The 16,450-nt window shown below is 49.9% G+C and carries 16 protein-coding genes; 10 read left to right on the forward strand and 6 right to left on the reverse strand.

What is annotated here, in order from left to right; all coding sequences use genetic code 11:
* Positions 1-28 precede the first annotated feature (28 nt).
* The 4 genes from HMPREF9431_RS10655 to HMPREF9431_RS10670 all read right to left on the reverse strand — a co-directional run bounded on the left by HMPREF9431_RS10655 (position 29) and on the right by HMPREF9431_RS10670 (position 2,610).
* A complete protein-coding gene (locus HMPREF9431_RS10655; protein WP_004381303.1) occupies positions 29-238 on the reverse strand; it encodes a PspC domain-containing protein in 210 nt (69 codons plus the stop codon).
* Positions 239-406: 168 nt separating this feature from the next.
* A complete protein-coding gene (locus tag HMPREF9431_RS10660; RefSeq protein ID WP_004381304.1) occupies positions 407-880 on the reverse strand; it encodes an arginine repressor in 474 nt (157 codons plus the stop codon).
* Positions 881-1,079: 199 nt separating this feature from the next.
* The gene (locus HMPREF9431_RS10665) at positions 1,080-1,715 is read right to left on the reverse strand and encodes a septal ring lytic transglycosylase RlpA family protein (protein ID WP_004381305.1); all 636 of its coding nucleotides are present in this window, start codon (positions 1,713-1,715) and stop codon (positions 1,080-1,082) included.
* Positions 1,716-1,854: 139 nt separating this feature from the next.
* Positions 1,855-2,610: an SDR family NAD(P)-dependent oxidoreductase gene (locus HMPREF9431_RS10670; RefSeq protein WP_040561695.1), complete on the reverse strand. Its 756-nt coding sequence runs from the start codon at positions 2,608-2,610 to the stop codon at positions 1,855-1,857.
* A 116-nt stretch (positions 2,611-2,726) separates the two neighbouring features.
* On the opposite strand from HMPREF9431_RS10670, the gene HMPREF9431_RS10675 reads away from it, so the two are divergent.
* Positions 2,727-3,875: a mechanosensitive ion channel family protein gene (locus HMPREF9431_RS10675; protein ID WP_004381307.1), complete on the forward strand. Its 1,149-nt coding sequence runs from the start codon at positions 2,727-2,729 to the stop codon at positions 3,873-3,875.
* 608 nt (positions 3,876-4,483) lie between these two features.
* On the opposite strand, the gene HMPREF9431_RS10680 is transcribed toward HMPREF9431_RS10675, so the two are convergent.
* On the reverse strand, positions 4,484-5,353 hold the full coding sequence (locus HMPREF9431_RS10680; RefSeq protein WP_004381309.1) for a helix-turn-helix domain-containing protein: 870 nt from the start codon (positions 5,351-5,353) through the stop codon (positions 4,484-4,486).
* A 210-nt stretch (positions 5,354-5,563) separates the two neighbouring features.
* On the opposite strand from HMPREF9431_RS10680, the gene HMPREF9431_RS10685 reads away from it, so the two are divergent.
* The 8 genes from HMPREF9431_RS10685 (at position 5,564) to HMPREF9431_RS10720 (ending at position 15,164) form a co-directional block, all read left to right on the forward strand.
* On the forward strand, positions 5,564-6,838 hold the full coding sequence (locus HMPREF9431_RS10685) for a TolC family protein (protein ID WP_004381310.1): 1,275 nt from the start codon (positions 5,564-5,566) through the stop codon (positions 6,836-6,838).
* A gap of 12 nt (positions 6,839-6,850) precedes the next feature.
* On the forward strand, positions 6,851-7,792 hold the full coding sequence (locus tag HMPREF9431_RS10690; RefSeq protein WP_004381311.1) for an HlyD family secretion protein: 942 nt from the start codon (positions 6,851-6,853) through the stop codon (positions 7,790-7,792).
* Between the two features lie 2 nt (positions 7,793-7,794).
* Positions 7,795-9,273, forward strand: a complete 1,479-nt coding sequence (locus tag HMPREF9431_RS10695) for an ATP-binding cassette domain-containing protein (protein ID WP_196794606.1) — start codon at positions 7,795-7,797, stop codon at positions 9,271-9,273.
* Positions 9,274-9,277: 4 nt separating this feature from the next.
* On the forward strand, positions 9,278-10,336 hold the full coding sequence (locus tag HMPREF9431_RS10700; RefSeq protein ID WP_040561591.1) for an ABC transporter permease: 1,059 nt from the start codon (positions 9,278-9,280) through the stop codon (positions 10,334-10,336).
* A 7-nt stretch (positions 10,337-10,343) separates the two neighbouring features.
* Positions 10,344-11,429, forward strand: a complete 1,086-nt coding sequence (locus tag HMPREF9431_RS10705) for an ABC transporter permease (RefSeq protein ID WP_004381314.1) — start codon at positions 10,344-10,346, stop codon at positions 11,427-11,429.
* Positions 11,430-11,801: 372 nt separating this feature from the next.
* Complete coding sequence (locus tag HMPREF9431_RS10710) at positions 11,802-11,990, forward strand: hypothetical protein (protein ID WP_004381316.1); 189 nt, start codon at positions 11,802-11,804, stop codon at positions 11,988-11,990.
* 51 nt (positions 11,991-12,041) lie between these two features.
* Positions 12,042-13,838: a hypothetical protein gene (locus HMPREF9431_RS10715; protein WP_155813020.1), complete on the forward strand. Its 1,797-nt coding sequence runs from the start codon at positions 12,042-12,044 to the stop codon at positions 13,836-13,838.
* Between the two features lie 423 nt (positions 13,839-14,261).
* The gene (locus tag HMPREF9431_RS10720) at positions 14,262-15,164 is read left to right on the forward strand and encodes a DUF6261 family protein (RefSeq protein ID WP_004381318.1); all 903 of its coding nucleotides are present in this window, start codon (positions 14,262-14,264) and stop codon (positions 15,162-15,164) included.
* Between the two features lie 115 nt (positions 15,165-15,279).
* Here the strand turns inward: HMPREF9431_RS10720 and HMPREF9431_RS13650 are convergent, their stop codons facing one another.
* Positions 15,280-15,408 (reverse strand): hypothetical protein, encoded by a 129-nt coding sequence (locus HMPREF9431_RS13650; protein WP_262502411.1) that lies wholly within the window; start codon positions 15,406-15,408, stop codon positions 15,280-15,282.
* A gap of 332 nt (positions 15,409-15,740) precedes the next feature.
* Between HMPREF9431_RS13650 and HMPREF9431_RS10730 the strand changes: the two genes are divergently transcribed.
* Complete coding sequence (locus tag HMPREF9431_RS10730) at positions 15,741-15,983, forward strand: hypothetical protein (protein ID WP_040561592.1); 243 nt, start codon at positions 15,741-15,743, stop codon at positions 15,981-15,983.
* The last annotated feature ends 467 nt before the right edge of the window (positions 15,984-16,450 follow it).

The following is a 16,450-nucleotide window of genomic DNA, read 5'->3' on the forward strand; positions in this document are numbered from 1 at the left end:
ATAACATGCTTTGTTCTTTCGTCTTTGCCTAACTGCCGGTTGCGTCTTCGCGAGGCATGCAAATCCACAAAATGATATAGGCCATTATCCCGGGAAAGGCCGCACTGCATAGCGTTAAGAATAAATAACCTATGCGTAGTAAGGCCGGATCCCAGTCCAAGTAGGCCGCGATACCTCCTAAAACGCCACCCAACCATTTGTCGGTTGACGTGCGATAAAGTTTTCTTCTGTTCTCCATTTTCATTTCATTTTTATGGCCATGCCCAACGCATAGATAGCAAACGCTACCATTTGTGATGAGCCTTTGTGCCCTTTGTTTATGCGTTTGACGCAGCAAACCTTCAAAAAGTTGCCGGCAAGAGGTGTTTTTTGCGTTATCAGATGATTTTTTGTGTATGAAGCATCATTACATAAAGTTCAGAATGTCATTCAAATTGACTTCCAATTCTTCGGGGTTGCTTTTTTCATCAATCACAATGAAAATCGTATCGTCACCCGCTATGGTTCCTAAAATCTCGGGGAAATCGGCATTATCAATGTTATAAGCCAAGCTGCTTGCATAGCCGGGACGCGTCTTGATGACACCCATATTACCCGAAAAATGAATCGAAATAAATCCCGGTGTGTGCAGCATTTCGCGTGCAGAGAGTGGTTTGTGCACGCGTTTGTACATCGTTTCATTCGGCAATACATACACATATTCGCCATTCATGCTGGCTGCTTTGGCCACTTTCAGTTGTTTAAAATCGCGGCTTAGCGTGGCTTGTGTCACATGGTAGCCCTCTTTCCGTAGGGCTTGCAGCACTTCATGCTGGCTACTTAGCTCATGACTTGAGATGAGCATCTTTAAGGTTGCCAAGCGTTCGTTTTTCTCTTTCATTGTGATGTATATTTATTCAGTAACTGATTGCAAAAGTATACATAACTTATGAAAGCGCCAAACAAAAAGCATCCCAACGGCATTTTTTATCAAAAAAGTTGCTTCATTTCGCAAAAATGTATTTTTATGCGAAATGAACGCTGCTACTTTTGAGGCTATTTCGTTTGCTTGTAGTGGGGTTTATGGGAGGATTGGTGGGTTAGAAAATCTTTTTGATGCGTTCAAACACCTTGTTCCATTTGTTCTCTTTGTCCTTTTTGCTCGGCGTCTTTGCTGGCTTTTTGGTCTCATTGGGGGCGATGATAGCTGCTTTTCCCTGTTGTTTTTTACGATTGTTCGCAATCTTCTGGCCATCGTTTTCAATTTTGTCATCCACCATGTTGTCGCGTCCCCGCCAGTCATCCACCATGCTATAGCCCTGCGTTGCCATCTCTAAATCGAGTTCGGGCAATTCAATCGCGGGTTCATCGTCATAGGGAACACCGCGGTTATAGCGTTCAACGGTCACTGTTGCCACGCCGGCAAAGAGCATATCGAGTTGTTTTGCGGCGGCATAAGAGAGGTCGATGATGCGCCCTTTAGCGAAAGGTCCGCGGTCGGTGACGCGCACTACCACCGTTTTACCATTGTTTAAATTGGTCACTTTGAGTAGGGTGCCAAACGGATAGGTGCGGTGTGCGCAGGTCAAACTGTCGTGATGCAGTCGTTCTCCGCTTGCTGTTCGTGCGCCGGTGGCGCGCTTTGAGTAAAATGTTGCTTTTCCTTTTTGTTGTGCATGCGCCGTGATGGCTATCAACATGAAAAAGAAAGCGATGAGCAGTTGTTTATTATTCACAGGCTTTTTGTCTGATTAATAATTCTGTGGACGCAAGTTCTCTGCTTGAATTTGCGCTGCTGTGCACCCTAAAAAAGCGTTGTCTTAGCGTGCTTCAGCGGTGCAAAGATACACATTATATCTTAAAAGACCAAATTTTTCAGTGCAGCATGCGCCCCATATAGCGCCATAACCCATTGGGAATCAGTCGCCAAAGGCCTGTAACCACGCGCCATCGCCAGTCGATGATGCACACATGTCGTTGCCGTCTGATGGCCTTTTCAATGCTTTTGGCCACGCGTTCCACCGGCATCAACATGGGGAACTGCGTCGTTCCTGTGAGTAAAGGCGTATCGACAAAGCCCGGACGAATGTCGGTAAACCTGAGGTTGAATCGTTGTTGGTAGGCTAATTGTTCCAACGCTTGCAGGTAAGTGTTTTGCAAAGCCTTTGTTGCGCTGTAGGCAGGTGCCGGACCTAACCCCTTTGTCCCTGCAATAGAACTGATGCAAACGATGTGTCCTTTGTGCTGTTTGGCGAAATAGCGATAGGCCGTTCCCACCATTCTGATGAAGCCAACGGCGTTGGTTTCGGCAGTCTTGAGCTCTTTCTCGGCCACAAGAGCCGGATTTTGCCAGCCAATGCCAGCCGCATGCACATATACATCCACACCGCCCATTTGCTGAAAGAGTGCCAAGAGTTGCGCTTCAGCGTGCGCATCGTTCACGTCGATAGGGGCATAAAAACAGCGTTCGGGTGCTTGTTGCTGCAGCTGTTGTAGCGGTTGAGTGCGACGTGCAGCCAATCCCACCGTCCAACCGTGTGCAATCAACCGTTGGGCAAGGGCGTAACCGATACCACTACTGGCGCCCATGATGACTGCCCTTTGTGGCTTTTTGTGTCCATTCTCTTTCATCTTCTCCTCATTTTGGTTGTTCGCAAAGATACTCAAAAACATAAATTAAACCTCATCCTATCGCTTTTTTCTCTATTTTCTTTTATCTTTGCCACCTATTTATATAGATAGCAGAAATGGAAACCATTCGTTTGTTTGTTGAACGGCTCATCGTGGCTTGTGGCATCAGTGGCATCTCGGTGCCCATTGTGCGCCATATTGTTTTGGCACTTGTTGTGGTCATTGTCGCCTATTTGAGTTTTGTGATAGGGCGACAGCTCATCCTGTTTCTCACAAAAATCGTGATGAAGAAGGGCACACAGTGGAATCCGCTGTTGCTTTTGTCGGTGAGTCGCATCATTCCGGCTATTGTCGTGCGGGCACTCATGCCGTTGGTTTTCTATCAATATCCTTGGGTTCGTTTGTCGTTGTCGCGCGCCACGGCCGTTTATATCACGGTGATGGCGACTTTGGCCGCTGTGGCACTGTTGAACACTTTTGAAGGGAATGAGGGGCAGAACCTCACCGCTACGCAGCAATATTTCAAGTCTTTTCGGGGAGTTTTGAAGATTGTCATCTTCTTTTTGGGTGCCATTGTGGCCATAGCCCTCCTCATAGGACGCAGCCCTATGACGCTCATTGCGGGCTTAGGTGCCACCTCTGCCGTGTTGATGTTGGTGTTCAAAGACACCATTTCGGGTTTGGTGGCCGGCATTCAGCTGACGAGTAACAACATGGTGCGCAAGGGAGATTGGATCACTGTGCCCAATTCGGCCGTCGATGGTGTAGTGGAAGAGATCACGTTGACCACGGTAAAGGTGCGCAATTTCGACCACACCATCGTCACGGTTACACCACAAACCTTGGTTTCTGACTCGTTTCAAAACTGGATGGGCATGCAAAAGAGCGATGGGAGACGTGTGAAACGTAAGGTGTTTTACGATTTCCGGCACATCAAGTTGGCGACAGACGATTTGAAAAAGCAGTTGGTAGAGAAGGGTTATTTCACGGCAAACGAGTTGCAAGGTGAGCAGGTGAACATGGCACTTTATCGCCGGTATGTGGAGCGGATGTTGGCACAAGATGGCCGTGTGAATCACCATTTGAGCTGTCTTGTGCGCCAGTTAGAGGCGACGAGCACCGGCCTTCCGCTTGAATTTTATTTCTTTCTGTCGGATAAAGAGTGGGTGGCTTATGAGCATCAGGTGGCCGATTTGATGGAAAAAATCTATGCACTCGCTGCCGATTTTGATGTGTTGATTTATCAAACAACACCGCAACAATAGGCGCTTGTTCTAAGGAGGTGTTGTAAAGTGTACCATTTTGTGGGGTAATAGGGTGCATTTTGTAGCATAATTCCTTATCTTTTTCGGCACAAAATGGGCCACTTTGGATGGGGAGAACTGATGGGTTACGAGACGGCGTAAGGCTAAGGGCGTGTTAAGATGTGTTGGCTGTTTGAGACGAATGGGTGAGTTGCGGCGTTGTAAACATAAGGACATTTCTGATAAATCATAACAAAAAACATGTTTTTTAGCATAAAATGAACGTTAAAAATATAAAATACCTACATTTAGGTATTGACAAGTAGCATTTTTTTCTATACTTTTGTCACCGAATAGCTTATATATTAACAGTTAAAACTGTGACGGTCATGAAAACGAAGAAGTCGCTACTGCCTGAAGTCTATCAAGACTTGCGCAGGGAAGAAGAGTTAGAAGAGACCGAGGTTCATATCATTGATACGGACGTTTGGTACAATTAGATTTGTTGTTTTTGGTCAATCGTAAGTAAAACGAAATTTAAAGTGGGTGGCATTCATCGTGGGGTGGGTGCCACCCTTTGTTGTGATGCTCCTGTTTGTGGGTGCAAATCGGGTGTATAGTTGCAGGTATCAACGGCCTTTCGCGGTTTGTTCTTGATACTGTGTAGGGGTGATTCCCGTTTCGCGCTTAAAGAATTTGGTGAAAGCCGATGCACTCGGGAAGTTCAAGCGGTAGGCAATTTCAAACAGCATCAGCTCGTTGGCCTGCAAAAGCAGTTTGGCTTCTTGGACAAGGGCGCGGTGCACCCACTGCATTACGCTTTGGTTGCTCGCCTTTTTGATGACGGCTGAGAGATAATGGGGTGTGATATGCAGCGCCTGTGCATAGAAGTTGACGGTGCGATGTTGTGTGGCATGTAGCGCCACCAAGCGTCTGAATTCTTGAAACAACGTCTGCAGTCGTGCGGGTTGCGATTGCGCTTCTGACTGCTTTTGTTGCTTGTCGAGCTGCAAGGCATTGGCTACGATGGCATGCAGCAGATGATAAACCGTTTCATGGCGATAGGGTTGGCAGTGTGCCATGTCCCACACGAGGTAGGACAGGCGCAGGAAATGCTCAAATTCTGTGGGTGAATTGTGCAGTATGACATCTTGCTTCACTTTCACCTCTTCGCCCAACACCATGGCAATCACGCGCACATTGTCGGACACTTCTTTGAGTTCTACGATGGCATCGGGTGCTAACAACACGAGCGAACCTTGGCTAACGGCATAGTCTTGCAGATTGATGCTGGCTTGTGCATGCCCTTCGAGCAAAAGAATGAGACGTGATTCTGTGATGCGATAGACTTCATTGGGCTTTAAGAAAGGTTGCCGATAGAAGCACACATTCATAATCATCACGAAGTCGTCGTGGGTGAAAAACTGCACCGATTGGTTGACAAATTCCTGAAAGTCGACATCGGTGAGCGAGAGTGGATGTACGGGTTTGGTTATCATTGCTACTTTCCTTTTTGTATGATTGGCTTGTAAAATTACGATTTCTTACGGGAAAAACCGCACACTTTGGGCAAAGAGTGTTACAAATGGGCAATTTTTTAGGTGGATTTGATAAGTAAAACGGGGAGGGAATGTTTTATCTTTGCGTCGTGAAAAGGATGAAAATGGGCTTTTTCCCGATGGATAATGAATAAAAAAAGAATAAACAAGATGAAAAAGGAATTATTGATAATGGCTGCGTGGGGCGTGTCTTTGATGGGGCAGGCACAATCGTTGGAGACTTGTCAGCAGGCTGCCCGGCAGAATTATCCGCTCATTAAGCAATATGATTTGATTGCCAAAACCACCGATTTAACCGTTAGGAACATTCAAAAGGGTTGGCTTCCGCAAGTGCAAGTGTCGGCACAAGGCACGACACAAAATGCGGTAACGGCATGGCCCGAGCGCATTAAAACGGTTTATCGCAGCATGGGTATTGAGATGAAAGGACTCGGTAAAACGCAATATCGTGTGGGCGTGGATGTGCAACAAACGCTGTATGACGGGGGGATGATGCGCGAACAGAGCCGCATGGTGCGTCAACAAGGTGCCGTTGAGGCGGCACAAAACGAGGTGAACCTGTATGCTGTGCGGCAGCGGGTGAACGAGTTGTATTTTGGTTGGCTGCTGCTTCACGAGCAGATGCGCCTCAATCGCGATGTGCAAGACCTGTTGCAGTCGAGTGAAAATCAGTTGGCTGCGATGGTGAAAAATGGCATTGCGGCCGTCAGCGACTTAGAAAATGTGAAGGCCGAACGGCTGAATGCCGTGCAGACGGGCGAGCAATTACAGTCGCAGGCCCATTTGATGCAGCAGCTGTTGAGCACCTTTTGCGGTATCGTCGTGAGCCATCCCGAAAAGCCTGTGATGGAAAAAACGGTGGAAGGGCAAAACCATCGTCCCGAGATGCAGCTTTTTGCAGCCCAAATTCAGTTGGCCGAGACGCAAGAAAAGGCACTCCATGCCGGACTGATGCCGCGCATAGGGCTGTTTGCACAGGGCTATTATGGTTATCCGGGGTTTAATCTTTTTGAAGATATGATGGGGCGAAAAGGCAGTTGGAATGCGCTGGCCGGTGTGAAATTCACGTGGAATGTGGGTGCGCTCTACACGCATAAGAATGACCAAAACAAGTTGAAGCTGCAACGTGCACAGACCGAAAACCTGCGCAATGCGTTTCTTTTCAACAACCGTTTGGAGCAACTGCAACAGCAAGAGGCCATTCAACGTTATGAAAAGTTGATGAAAAACGACGACGAAATCATTGCGTTGCGCACACGGGTACGCAAGGCAGCGGAGTCGAAATTGGCACATGGGTTGATTGACAGCAACCGATTGGTGCAGGAAATCAACCAGGAGAATGCGGCCAAGACGCAGCAATCGATTCACGAAATCAACCTGCTCAAGGCGCAAAGTGATTTGAAATACACAGTAAATGGATTATAAAAAACAAGAAATATGAGAAAAATCATCGTAGCAATCCCGTTGGTGTTGAGCCTGATGGCTTGCGGAGATCAAGCGCAAGACTTTGATGCAACGGGCACATTTGAAGCCACCGAGGTGACGGTGTCGGCACAGTTGGCTGGCAAATTGAAAAGTTTTACGGTTTCAGAAGGTGACAATGTGAAGGCCAACGCGGTGTTGGGTGAGATTGATGCCTACCAGTTGCAGCAGAAAAGCGAGGAGTTGGTGGCCATGAAGCAACAGCTGTCGGCCACGGAAACGGCTACCGATGCCAAGCAACTGAACTTGCAAAAGCAGGTGGCTTCGCTCGAACAGCAGGTGGCCAACGCCCAAAGAGAGCAGCAACGCTTTGCCGAATTGGTGAAGGATGGGGCAGTGCCGCGCAAGCAATTGGATGATATCAGCAACCAGGTGAGGGTGCTTCAGCGGCAATTAGAAGCCACCCGCGAGCAAATTCGCAGCAACAATGCCGCCCTGAAAGCACAGGCACGCGGCATTGAAGCACAGCGACAAGGGGTGGAAGCACAGCAAAGACAGCTGGCCGACCAAATCAACAATGCGCAGATTGTGGCTCCTCGTGCCGGCACCGTGCTCGAAAAATATGCCGAAGCGGGCGAGTTTGTCACGCCGGGACGCCCACTGTTGAAGCTCGCCAACGTGGATGAGATGTATCTTCGAGCCTATGTTACCTCGTTGCAGCTGAAACATTGCCGGGTGGGGCAGACCGTAACGGTGATGACCGACTATGGAGAAGGTAAGCAGAAACGCACCTATCGCGGGGTAGTGGCATGGATTTCGAGCCGCGCCGAGTTCACGCCTAAGACCATTTTAACCGACGATGAGCGTGCCGATTTGGTGTATGCGGTGAAGATTAAGTTTAAGAATGACGGCTATGCAAAGATTGGAATGTATGGCGAAGTGAAATTCAACGACTGATGATGAAAGCCATAGAGGTGTGTCGGGTGACGAAAAGTTACGGCAAGGTGCAGGCTTTGCACAGCGTGAGTTTTGATGTAAAGCCCGGCGAAGTATTTGGATTGATAGGGCCGGATGGCGCGGGTAAGACCACGATGTATCGCTTGTTGTGCTCGCTATTGGTGCCCGATGCCGGGACATTGCGCGTGGATGGTTTCGATGTGGTGACGCAAATGCAGGATGTTCGCCGTCGGGTGGGGTATATGCCCGGCAGGTTTTCGCTCTACCAAGACCTCACCGTTGAAGAAAATCTGCACTTTTTTGCCACCCTTTTCGGGACGACCGTTGAGGAGAATTATGCCACGATAGCAAGCATTTACACGCAAATCGAACCCTTTCGGCAGCGCAAAGCGGTGGCACTTTCGGGCGGCATGAAGCAGAAGTTGGCACTGTGTTGCGCGCTCATCCATCGGCCGACGGTGCTCTTTCTCGACGAACCTACCACGGGTGTTGACCCTGTGAGCCGCAAAGAACTGTGGGAGATGTTGGGCTGTTTGAAGCAAAAGGGCATCACGATTGTGGCTTCTACGCCCTATTTAGACGAGGTGAGATGTTGCGATCGCGTGGCTTTCTTGTCGCAAGGCGAGGTGAAAGGCATTGGCACACCCGAGGAGATTTTGACGCAGTTTCGTGCGGTTTTCAATCCGGCTCCCATTGAAAAGGAACGCCCTTTGAGTGATACTGGTCAGGAAGGTGTTGGCACACAAGCCGTGATTGAGGTGAAGAATTTGGTGAAAAGTTTTGGCGGTTTCCATGCTGTCGATGGCATTAGTTTCAGCGTTCGGCGTGGCGAAATCTTTGGATTCTTAGGGGCTAACGGCGCCGGAAAGACCACTGCCATGCGCATGTTGGCTGGTTTGTCGCAACCTACGAGCGGCGAAGGCCACGTGGTGGGTTTTGATATTCGCACCGAGCACGAGCAAATCAAGCGGCACATTGGTTATATGAGTCAGCGGTTCTCGCTGTATGACGACCTCACCGTGGCCGAAAACATCCGGCTCTTCGGTGGCATTTATGGCATGAAGGATGCCGACATCAAGCGCAAAACGACTCAGTTGCTTGAACAGTTGCAGTTTGCATCGCATCGTAACAGCTTGGTGGCAAGCCTGCCTTTAGGTTGGAAACAGAAGTTAGCTTTCTCGGTAAGCATTCTGCATGACCCCGGGATTGTGTTCTTAGACGAGCCAACAGGTGGCGTCGATCCGGCTACAAGGCGACAATTTTGGGAGCTGATTTATGCGGCAGCAGCCCGCGGCATCACAGTGTTTGTGACGACACACTACATGGATGAGGCGGAATATTGCGACCGCATTTCCATCATGGTCGACGGCAAAATCAAAGCGATGGGCACGCCACAAGAGCTGAAACACACGCTCGGGCAGCCCGACATGGACCATGTGTTTACCTATTTGGCGCGACAAGCCCAACGTTCAGACCATTGAGAAAATGAAACAATTCTATGCATTTATATTGAAAGAGGCGCACCACATCTTGCGGGACAAACGCACGATGCTCATGCTTTTCGGCATGCCTTTGGCCATGATGCTGCTCTTTGGCTATGCCATCAGCACCGATGTGAAGAATGTTCGCATGGTGGTGGTGCTCAGTCCGTGGAGCGATGGGGCGCAACAGGCGGTGGACAGGCTGGCAGCTTCAAGCTATTTTACATTGGTGGGCATGGTGCATACGCCTGCAGAGGCCGAGCAAACCATTCGCCATCAGCAAGCCGACATGGCCATTATCTTTGGCGAAAGCAACGCGGTGGGCGTGCCAAGCATGCAGTTCTTGGTAGACGGAACCGACCCTAACATGGCACAACAATGGCAAAGCTATGCGCAAGCCGTGGTGATGCATGCAGGCGATGGGCTGGTTTCTACCAAGATGCTGTATAACCCGCAGCTGAAATCGGCCTATAACTTTGTGCCGGCCATCATGGGCATGCTGTTGATGTTGGTGTGTGCGATGATGACTTCCATTTCGATTGTGCGCGAAAAAGAGCAAGGCACGATGGAGGTGTTGCTTGTCTCGCCCACGCGTCCGCTGCTGATGATTGCCGCAAAGCTGGTGCCTTATTTGTTGATTGCGTTTGGCATCCTCGCGCTGATTCTGGTGATAGCCGCCTTTGTGTTGGGCGTTCCGGTGGTGGGTTCGCTGTTTTGGATCATCGTGTTGTCCACCATCTACATCCTTTTGGCACTGTCGTTGGGACTGTTGATATCCAACGTGGCCCAGACACAGTTGGCGGCGCTGCTGATTTCGGCCATGTTGCTGCTCATGCCCATCGTGATGTTGTCGGGCATGATCTATCCTTTGGAGTCGATGCCCGAGGTGTTGCAGTGGATTTCGGCCATCATCCCCACACGTTATTACATCAGTGGCATGCGCAAACTGATGATTATGGGCGTCGGTGTAGGCCAAGTGGTAGGCGAGATGATGGTGCTGCTCGGCATGTTGGTGGTGTTGCTGACGTTGTCGTTGCGGTTGTTTAAAATACGATTAGAATAGAAAGATGATGGTATTAAAATATCTGTTACAGAAAGAGTGGTTGCAAATCAGGCGCAATTCGTTTTTGCCGCGGTTGATTTTGACATATCCCATCATGCTGATGTGCGTGATGCCGTGGGTGATGAACATGGAGGTGAAGAACATTGCTGTGGCCGTTGTCGACAACGATCACTCCGCACGCTCGCAGCAGTTGGTGCACACCATTGCAGCCAACCGCTACTTTCGGTTCAAGGGCGAGGCACCCTCTTATGACGTTGCGTTGCGCAATGTGGAGCAATCGCGCGTGGATGGTGTGGTGGTTATTCCGCAAGGGTTTGCCAAAGACCTGCAACAAGGGCACACACCCCACGTGCTGGTGGCTGCAAATGCGGTGAATGGCACGAAAGGTGCCATCGGAAGCCTCTATCTTTCGCAAGTCATTGTGCAGACAGTGGTGCCCGAGGCACAGGCCATCCGGGAACAGTTCCACAGCTACACCTTATATAATAGGTCGCAAAACTTCAAACTATTCATGATTCCGGCACTGTTTGGCATTGTGATGATGCTGATGACGGGCTACCTTCCCACGCTCAACATCGTGGCCGAGAAGGAGAAAGGCACCATCGAACAGATGAATGTCACGCCCGTGAGCCGCCGCAGTTTTATCCTTTCCAAGCTCATTCCCTATTGGCTCATCGCCCTTTTAGCCACCACGATGTGCCTGCTGGTGGCGTGGTTGCTCTATGGCATCGTGCCCGTGGGTAACATTATGTGGGTCTATTTGTTGGTGATGTTGCTGGCATTCTTCTTCTCGTCGTTGGGTTTGGTCATCTCCAACCGCAGCGACACCATGCAGCAAGCCATCTTTGTGATGTGGTTTTTCGTGATGAACATTCTGCTCCTTTCGGGTCTTTTCACGCCCACGCGCTCCATGCCCGCCGCCGCCTACCTCACCACCTACGTCAATCCCATGAGCTATTTCATCGATGCCATGCGCACGGTGTTCGTTCGTGGCGGCAATTTCGGCAGCATTTTCCATCAAGTGGTGGCCTTGGCGGTCATCGATAGTCTCATGGGTTTTTGGGCAGTGATGAGTTACAAGAAGAATGGATAAATCGATTTTTCTTTCGCATTGTTTGCCACTCTCGCCAAAAGTTTATAACTTTGTCGCCAAATTAAACAGAAAGTGTTTGTATGCAAATGGAAAATAATTTTTCAAGCAGTGTAAGTTTTAACATCAATTATTTGGTTGATTCAAATAATTGTATAAACACACACACACACACACACACACACATTCTAACAACGGTCTAAGTCTCTGTACTAAGGCGATAGCGGTGCGCCCGGCGCGGGTGTCGGTTCGCCGTTTCAAGCATCTGCAAGGAGCTTTCAAAGCTCTTTGCAGATGCTTTTTCGTGTGTGTAGGCGAACGCATGAAGCAAGAAATCAATAGTAGTAAATATAATCATTTAAACAGAACAAGAAAATGAAGAAAAAAGCAAAACGAGTTTACATAACTCCGGAAAGCAAGGTTTATGTAATGCAAACCGAGCAGCTCATTTGTGGTAGCGTAACGCCCCACCCTAAAGGGTCGACGACCACGCAGTGGGATAACGACGAAGAATCAGAGGGCGGAACCATTCTCGTTGGCGACGAAAGCACCATCGCACCCTGATCGCGGCAACGGAAAGCACGTTTCATCAATTCAAAAGAAAGGAAAAATCAAATGAAGATAACGAAAATAACAAGATTAGCAGCAATGGCCGCAGCCGTTTTTGCGTTGTCGGCCTGCCACAGCGAGTTGGACAACCAACCCGACGGCAAAGTGAACACGTCAAAGCAAATCACTTTCAAAGTGAATTTCGAAGACTATAACACGGACGAAGAAGTGCAGGGCACGCGCGCCCTTGCGCCCGACACGCTCAGCAAACAGGTGATCGACCTCGACAACAACCTCTTGGCCGAAGTGTCTATTCAGCGCGATACCACCAAGACCGACCGCGCCACCACACGCGCCTTGTCCAATGGCACCTACACCATGCTGGCCTATCAAGGCTCCACGCTGAAAGGCGAAGTCACCGGCACCGTCAACAACGGCGAGTTCTATGTCACGGGCACCCCCATGGTGTTAGCCCCCGGCACCTACGACTTTGTGCTCTATAGCGATTTAACCCGCAGCGGCAACACGTTCATCGTCGACCGTTCCAACATGAGCAATGCGCAGATTGGCCGCACCACCGGTGTGGTCATCACCTCGCAGTTAGAAACCCAAGAAGTGGTGTTCAACCTCAAGCACCTTGGTGCCCGCATGAAAATCAAGCTCACCGGCTACATGCCCTATCCCGCCATGGCCGCCACGCTCTCATCGGTCAATGCCACCTCTGTTCCCAACCAAGTGGTCTACGATGCCGTTGCCGATAGCTGGACGGGCTACACCAATGGTGCCATGAGTGGCAACTACACCTTTTCCGCTTCTGAAGGATGGAAACAAGCTGTTTGGCCTCATCAAAACGATGAGATCAATTATCAAAGCACCAGCAATGAATATTGCTATTTTTTGCCGACGACCGATGCTTCGAAGTTGAAACTCGTTATGGACGGAGGGCAGATTTATAACATTAATCTTGCACAGCACCATGCCGGCGTGCCCTTGTCGCCCGATCCTGCTGTGGTGATGGGCAACAACAAATCGTATATCATCAACGTGAAGCTGCGCCCCAACTATCTTTATCTGATGAGCAACGGCGATGTAGATTTTCTCAGTTCCACACCTTATACACTGCTTAAGAAAGCCGATGGCACACCCCTTTATCGCGACAAGCAGGGCAATGTGCTTGCCACGCCAAAAGTGCCCATCGGCATGGTGGTGAGCCAAAGCCGACGATTGGCAATATCCTTGAATGACATAGGAAATGGGCAACAGTTTGCATGGACAACAATTCATCACAATCAGCAGCCGGGCAACAAAAAGGTTTATGGCAATGGAACGCTATGGCAGCCTACGGATGCAGAGAAAGAACAGATGCTGGCTGACATGGATGGTTATAACTGTACCTGGGACGGTGCGAGCAGTTATGATGGTAGGGTCAAGGCCAATGAACCCACCCTCTATCCTGTGTTCTATAAGGCGGCTCATTATCGCGATGAACTGACTGCTGCAGGCATCACTCTTTCCGGAGCGGGTGCTGGTAATTGGTATCTCCCCAGTGCTGGTGAATATTTTTTAGCGATGAAAGCCTTAGGTTTTATAGAAAAGTATTCTCAGTATTATGACTACTACATTGCTTCGGCAGCTTTAGATTTCGGCCTCACGCATGTAGGTGGAATGGAGATTGGTAATGCTTTTCGGGCTATAAGTACGCAATATGTTGCTTTTACATACGTAACAGGACCAGGTGGTATGGGAAGTATGCCAGGGAAGAACTATGAAATTTTTTCCGCATTCTCAGACAATGGTCGCAGTACGTGGACTAATTGGGATCAGAATATAGATTTTAAGGCTCGTGCTTTTATCAAATATTAAATGCGAAGGCTGGGAGAGATTCGTGGCCACATCATGCAGATGTTTGCATCGCGTTCAATGGAAAAAGATAAATCCCCAGGGGGATTTGCAATTCCCGAACGAAAACGGGTTAGCCCCCGGGGGGATTTGCAATTCCCAAACAGAAACGGGTTAGTCCCCGGGGGGATTTGCAATTCCCGAACGGAAACGGGTTAGTCCCCAGGGGATTTTTCAATTCCCGAACGGAAACGGGTTAGTCCCCGGGGGGATTTGCAATTCCCAAACGGAAACGGGTTAGTCCCCGGGGGGATTTTCAATTTCCAAACGGAAACGAGTTAGTCCCCAGGGGGATTTGCAATTCCCGAACGGAAACGGGTTAGTCCCTGGGGGGATTTTCGATTTTATCCATTAAATCATGATATTATTCTTAAAAATAAAGTTACAATGAAACAGATTGAAGCAATTAAATTGAAGGACATGAAAAGTGGCGCCCATTTTTTGTTCATCACCGACACGGTGGGGCTCGCCACGGCCGATGCCAAAGTAAAAACAAAGGTGACAGCCGAGTTGACGGCCTTGCAAACGGCATTGAAGGCCGAGGACGATGCGCTGGCACTGTCGAAAGCCAACCTGCTGAGCGGAGAAATCAAAACGCTCGATACGGAGCGCGACAAGCACTACAAGGCGCTGCGCAAGGCCATCAAGTTTTTCCTGAACCATCCTGATGCCGAGCAGGTGAAGGCCGCTCAGCGGTTGGAACGGTTGCTGAAGGATTACAACATCGACCCCAAGATGCAGTTGGACCGCGAGACGGGCCTGTTACTCAACCTCATCAGCGATTTGGAAACGAAATCGGCTGCCGACGTCACGGCCCTGGCTTTGACGCCCGTGGTGCAGGCCATGAAGCAGGCCAACGACAAGCTACGCGAGGTGACGCGGGCGCGTGCCAACGACCGTGCGGTGCAGATTGTGGGTCAGTTGAAGCAGGCGCAACACGCCTCCGACGAAGCCTATCGCGCATTGGTGCAAAAGGTGAATGCCTTGGCGGTGGTCGAGGGCGAGGCCGATTATGCCGATTTCATCAGCAAGATGAACGAGCAGGTGAAGCACTACAAGCAGGAGGTGCTGCCCAAGGCGAAGAAAAAGGACGGCGGCAAGCAGCCCGGCGACGGTGGAAAACCCGGAGAGGGCAAAAAGCCGGGTGACGGCGGCAAGAAGCCCGATGGCAAAAAGCCGGGCGGTGATGCTGCAAAGCCGGGCGACGGTGGCAATGGTTCGGGCAAGCCCAGTGGGAACAAACCCGGCGGCAGTGGCCAAGGTTCAGCCACGGTGACACCGAAAGAATAACTTGTTTTAGAATAAATGATGTCATCCACGGGACACCGAAAGAATAACTTGTTTAAAACGAATAACGTTATCCGCGGTGACGCCGAAATCATAACGATACACACACTTTTTTATTTTAAGTTATGGGGGCGGGAGTGCGCGATGCATTTCCGCCCCCGAGTGTTGTGTGTGTAAATGTATAACGGAGTTTGGTAGGGGCGGTGCCTGTGTGCCCGCCCGTGTCGCCCCACAAGGGCGCATCCATCGTTAAAATCCCCGCGCACAATGTGTGTATTTTTGGCATGAAAACGCCACTGCTCAAACATTCGGGCGGGCACACAGGCGCCGCCCCTACGCGTTTTGCTTGAGAGAATTGCGCGTGGATGTTTGCCCCTACGGTTTCGTTTGGGTGGATTGCGCGTGGACGGTTGATGCCGTTTTGGGGATTGCGCATAAATGGTTATTTTGTTTGCATGGGATTGCGTGGAAAAATATGATGGAGATGGGTAGGGGCGGTGCCTGTGTGCCTGCCCGTGTCGCCCTGCAAGGGCGCATCCATCGTTAAAATCCCCGCGCACAATGCGTGTATTTTTTGGTATGGAAACGCCGCTGCGCGAACGTTCGGGCGGGCACACAGGCACCGCCCCTACAGTTTCGTTTGGGCAGATTACGCGTGGGCGGTTGATTTCGTTAGGGTGGATTGCGCGTAAATGGTTATTTGGTTTGTATGGGATTGCGTGGAAAAATATGGTGGAGATTGGTAGGGGCGGTGCCTGTGTGCCCGCCCCTACGGTTTCGTTTGGATGGATTACGCATGGACGGTTGGCGTCGTTTGGGTAGATTGTGTGTGGACAGTTGGTTTCGTTTGGGTGGATTGCGTGTGTGGTTTTGTTTGTTGGGAAAACGGTGCACATGAACCAACACCACCGGTGTTGTACTTTTGCCAGCCCAGGGTTGCCGACGATAGGAGGCTACCCTGGGCAAAGTCGTGGAGGGGAACCTATGCCATCGGCATTGTACTTTTTAAAATCAATTTTCGTATGAGGAAATCATTCGCGAATAATCCATTCGCCGCGTGTGGTAATGATGTGCGATGAGAAAAAGTACAACCCCCAAGGGGGTAGCCTCCTCGCTTGCATTGTTACCCAGGGTAGGCTGCGTTGCACTCGCCAACCCTGCGCTATCGAAAGTATAACCCCGATGGGGTATGGGCACACCGCGTGGTTTGATGGAGATGGGTAGGGGCGGATTGCATGTAAATGGTTATTTTGTTTGTATGGAATTGCGTGGAAAAATATGATGGAGAT

Source organism: Segatella oulorum F0390 (assembly GCF_000224615.1).
Taxonomy (GTDB): domain Bacteria; phylum Bacteroidota; class Bacteroidia; order Bacteroidales; family Bacteroidaceae; genus Prevotella; species Prevotella oulorum.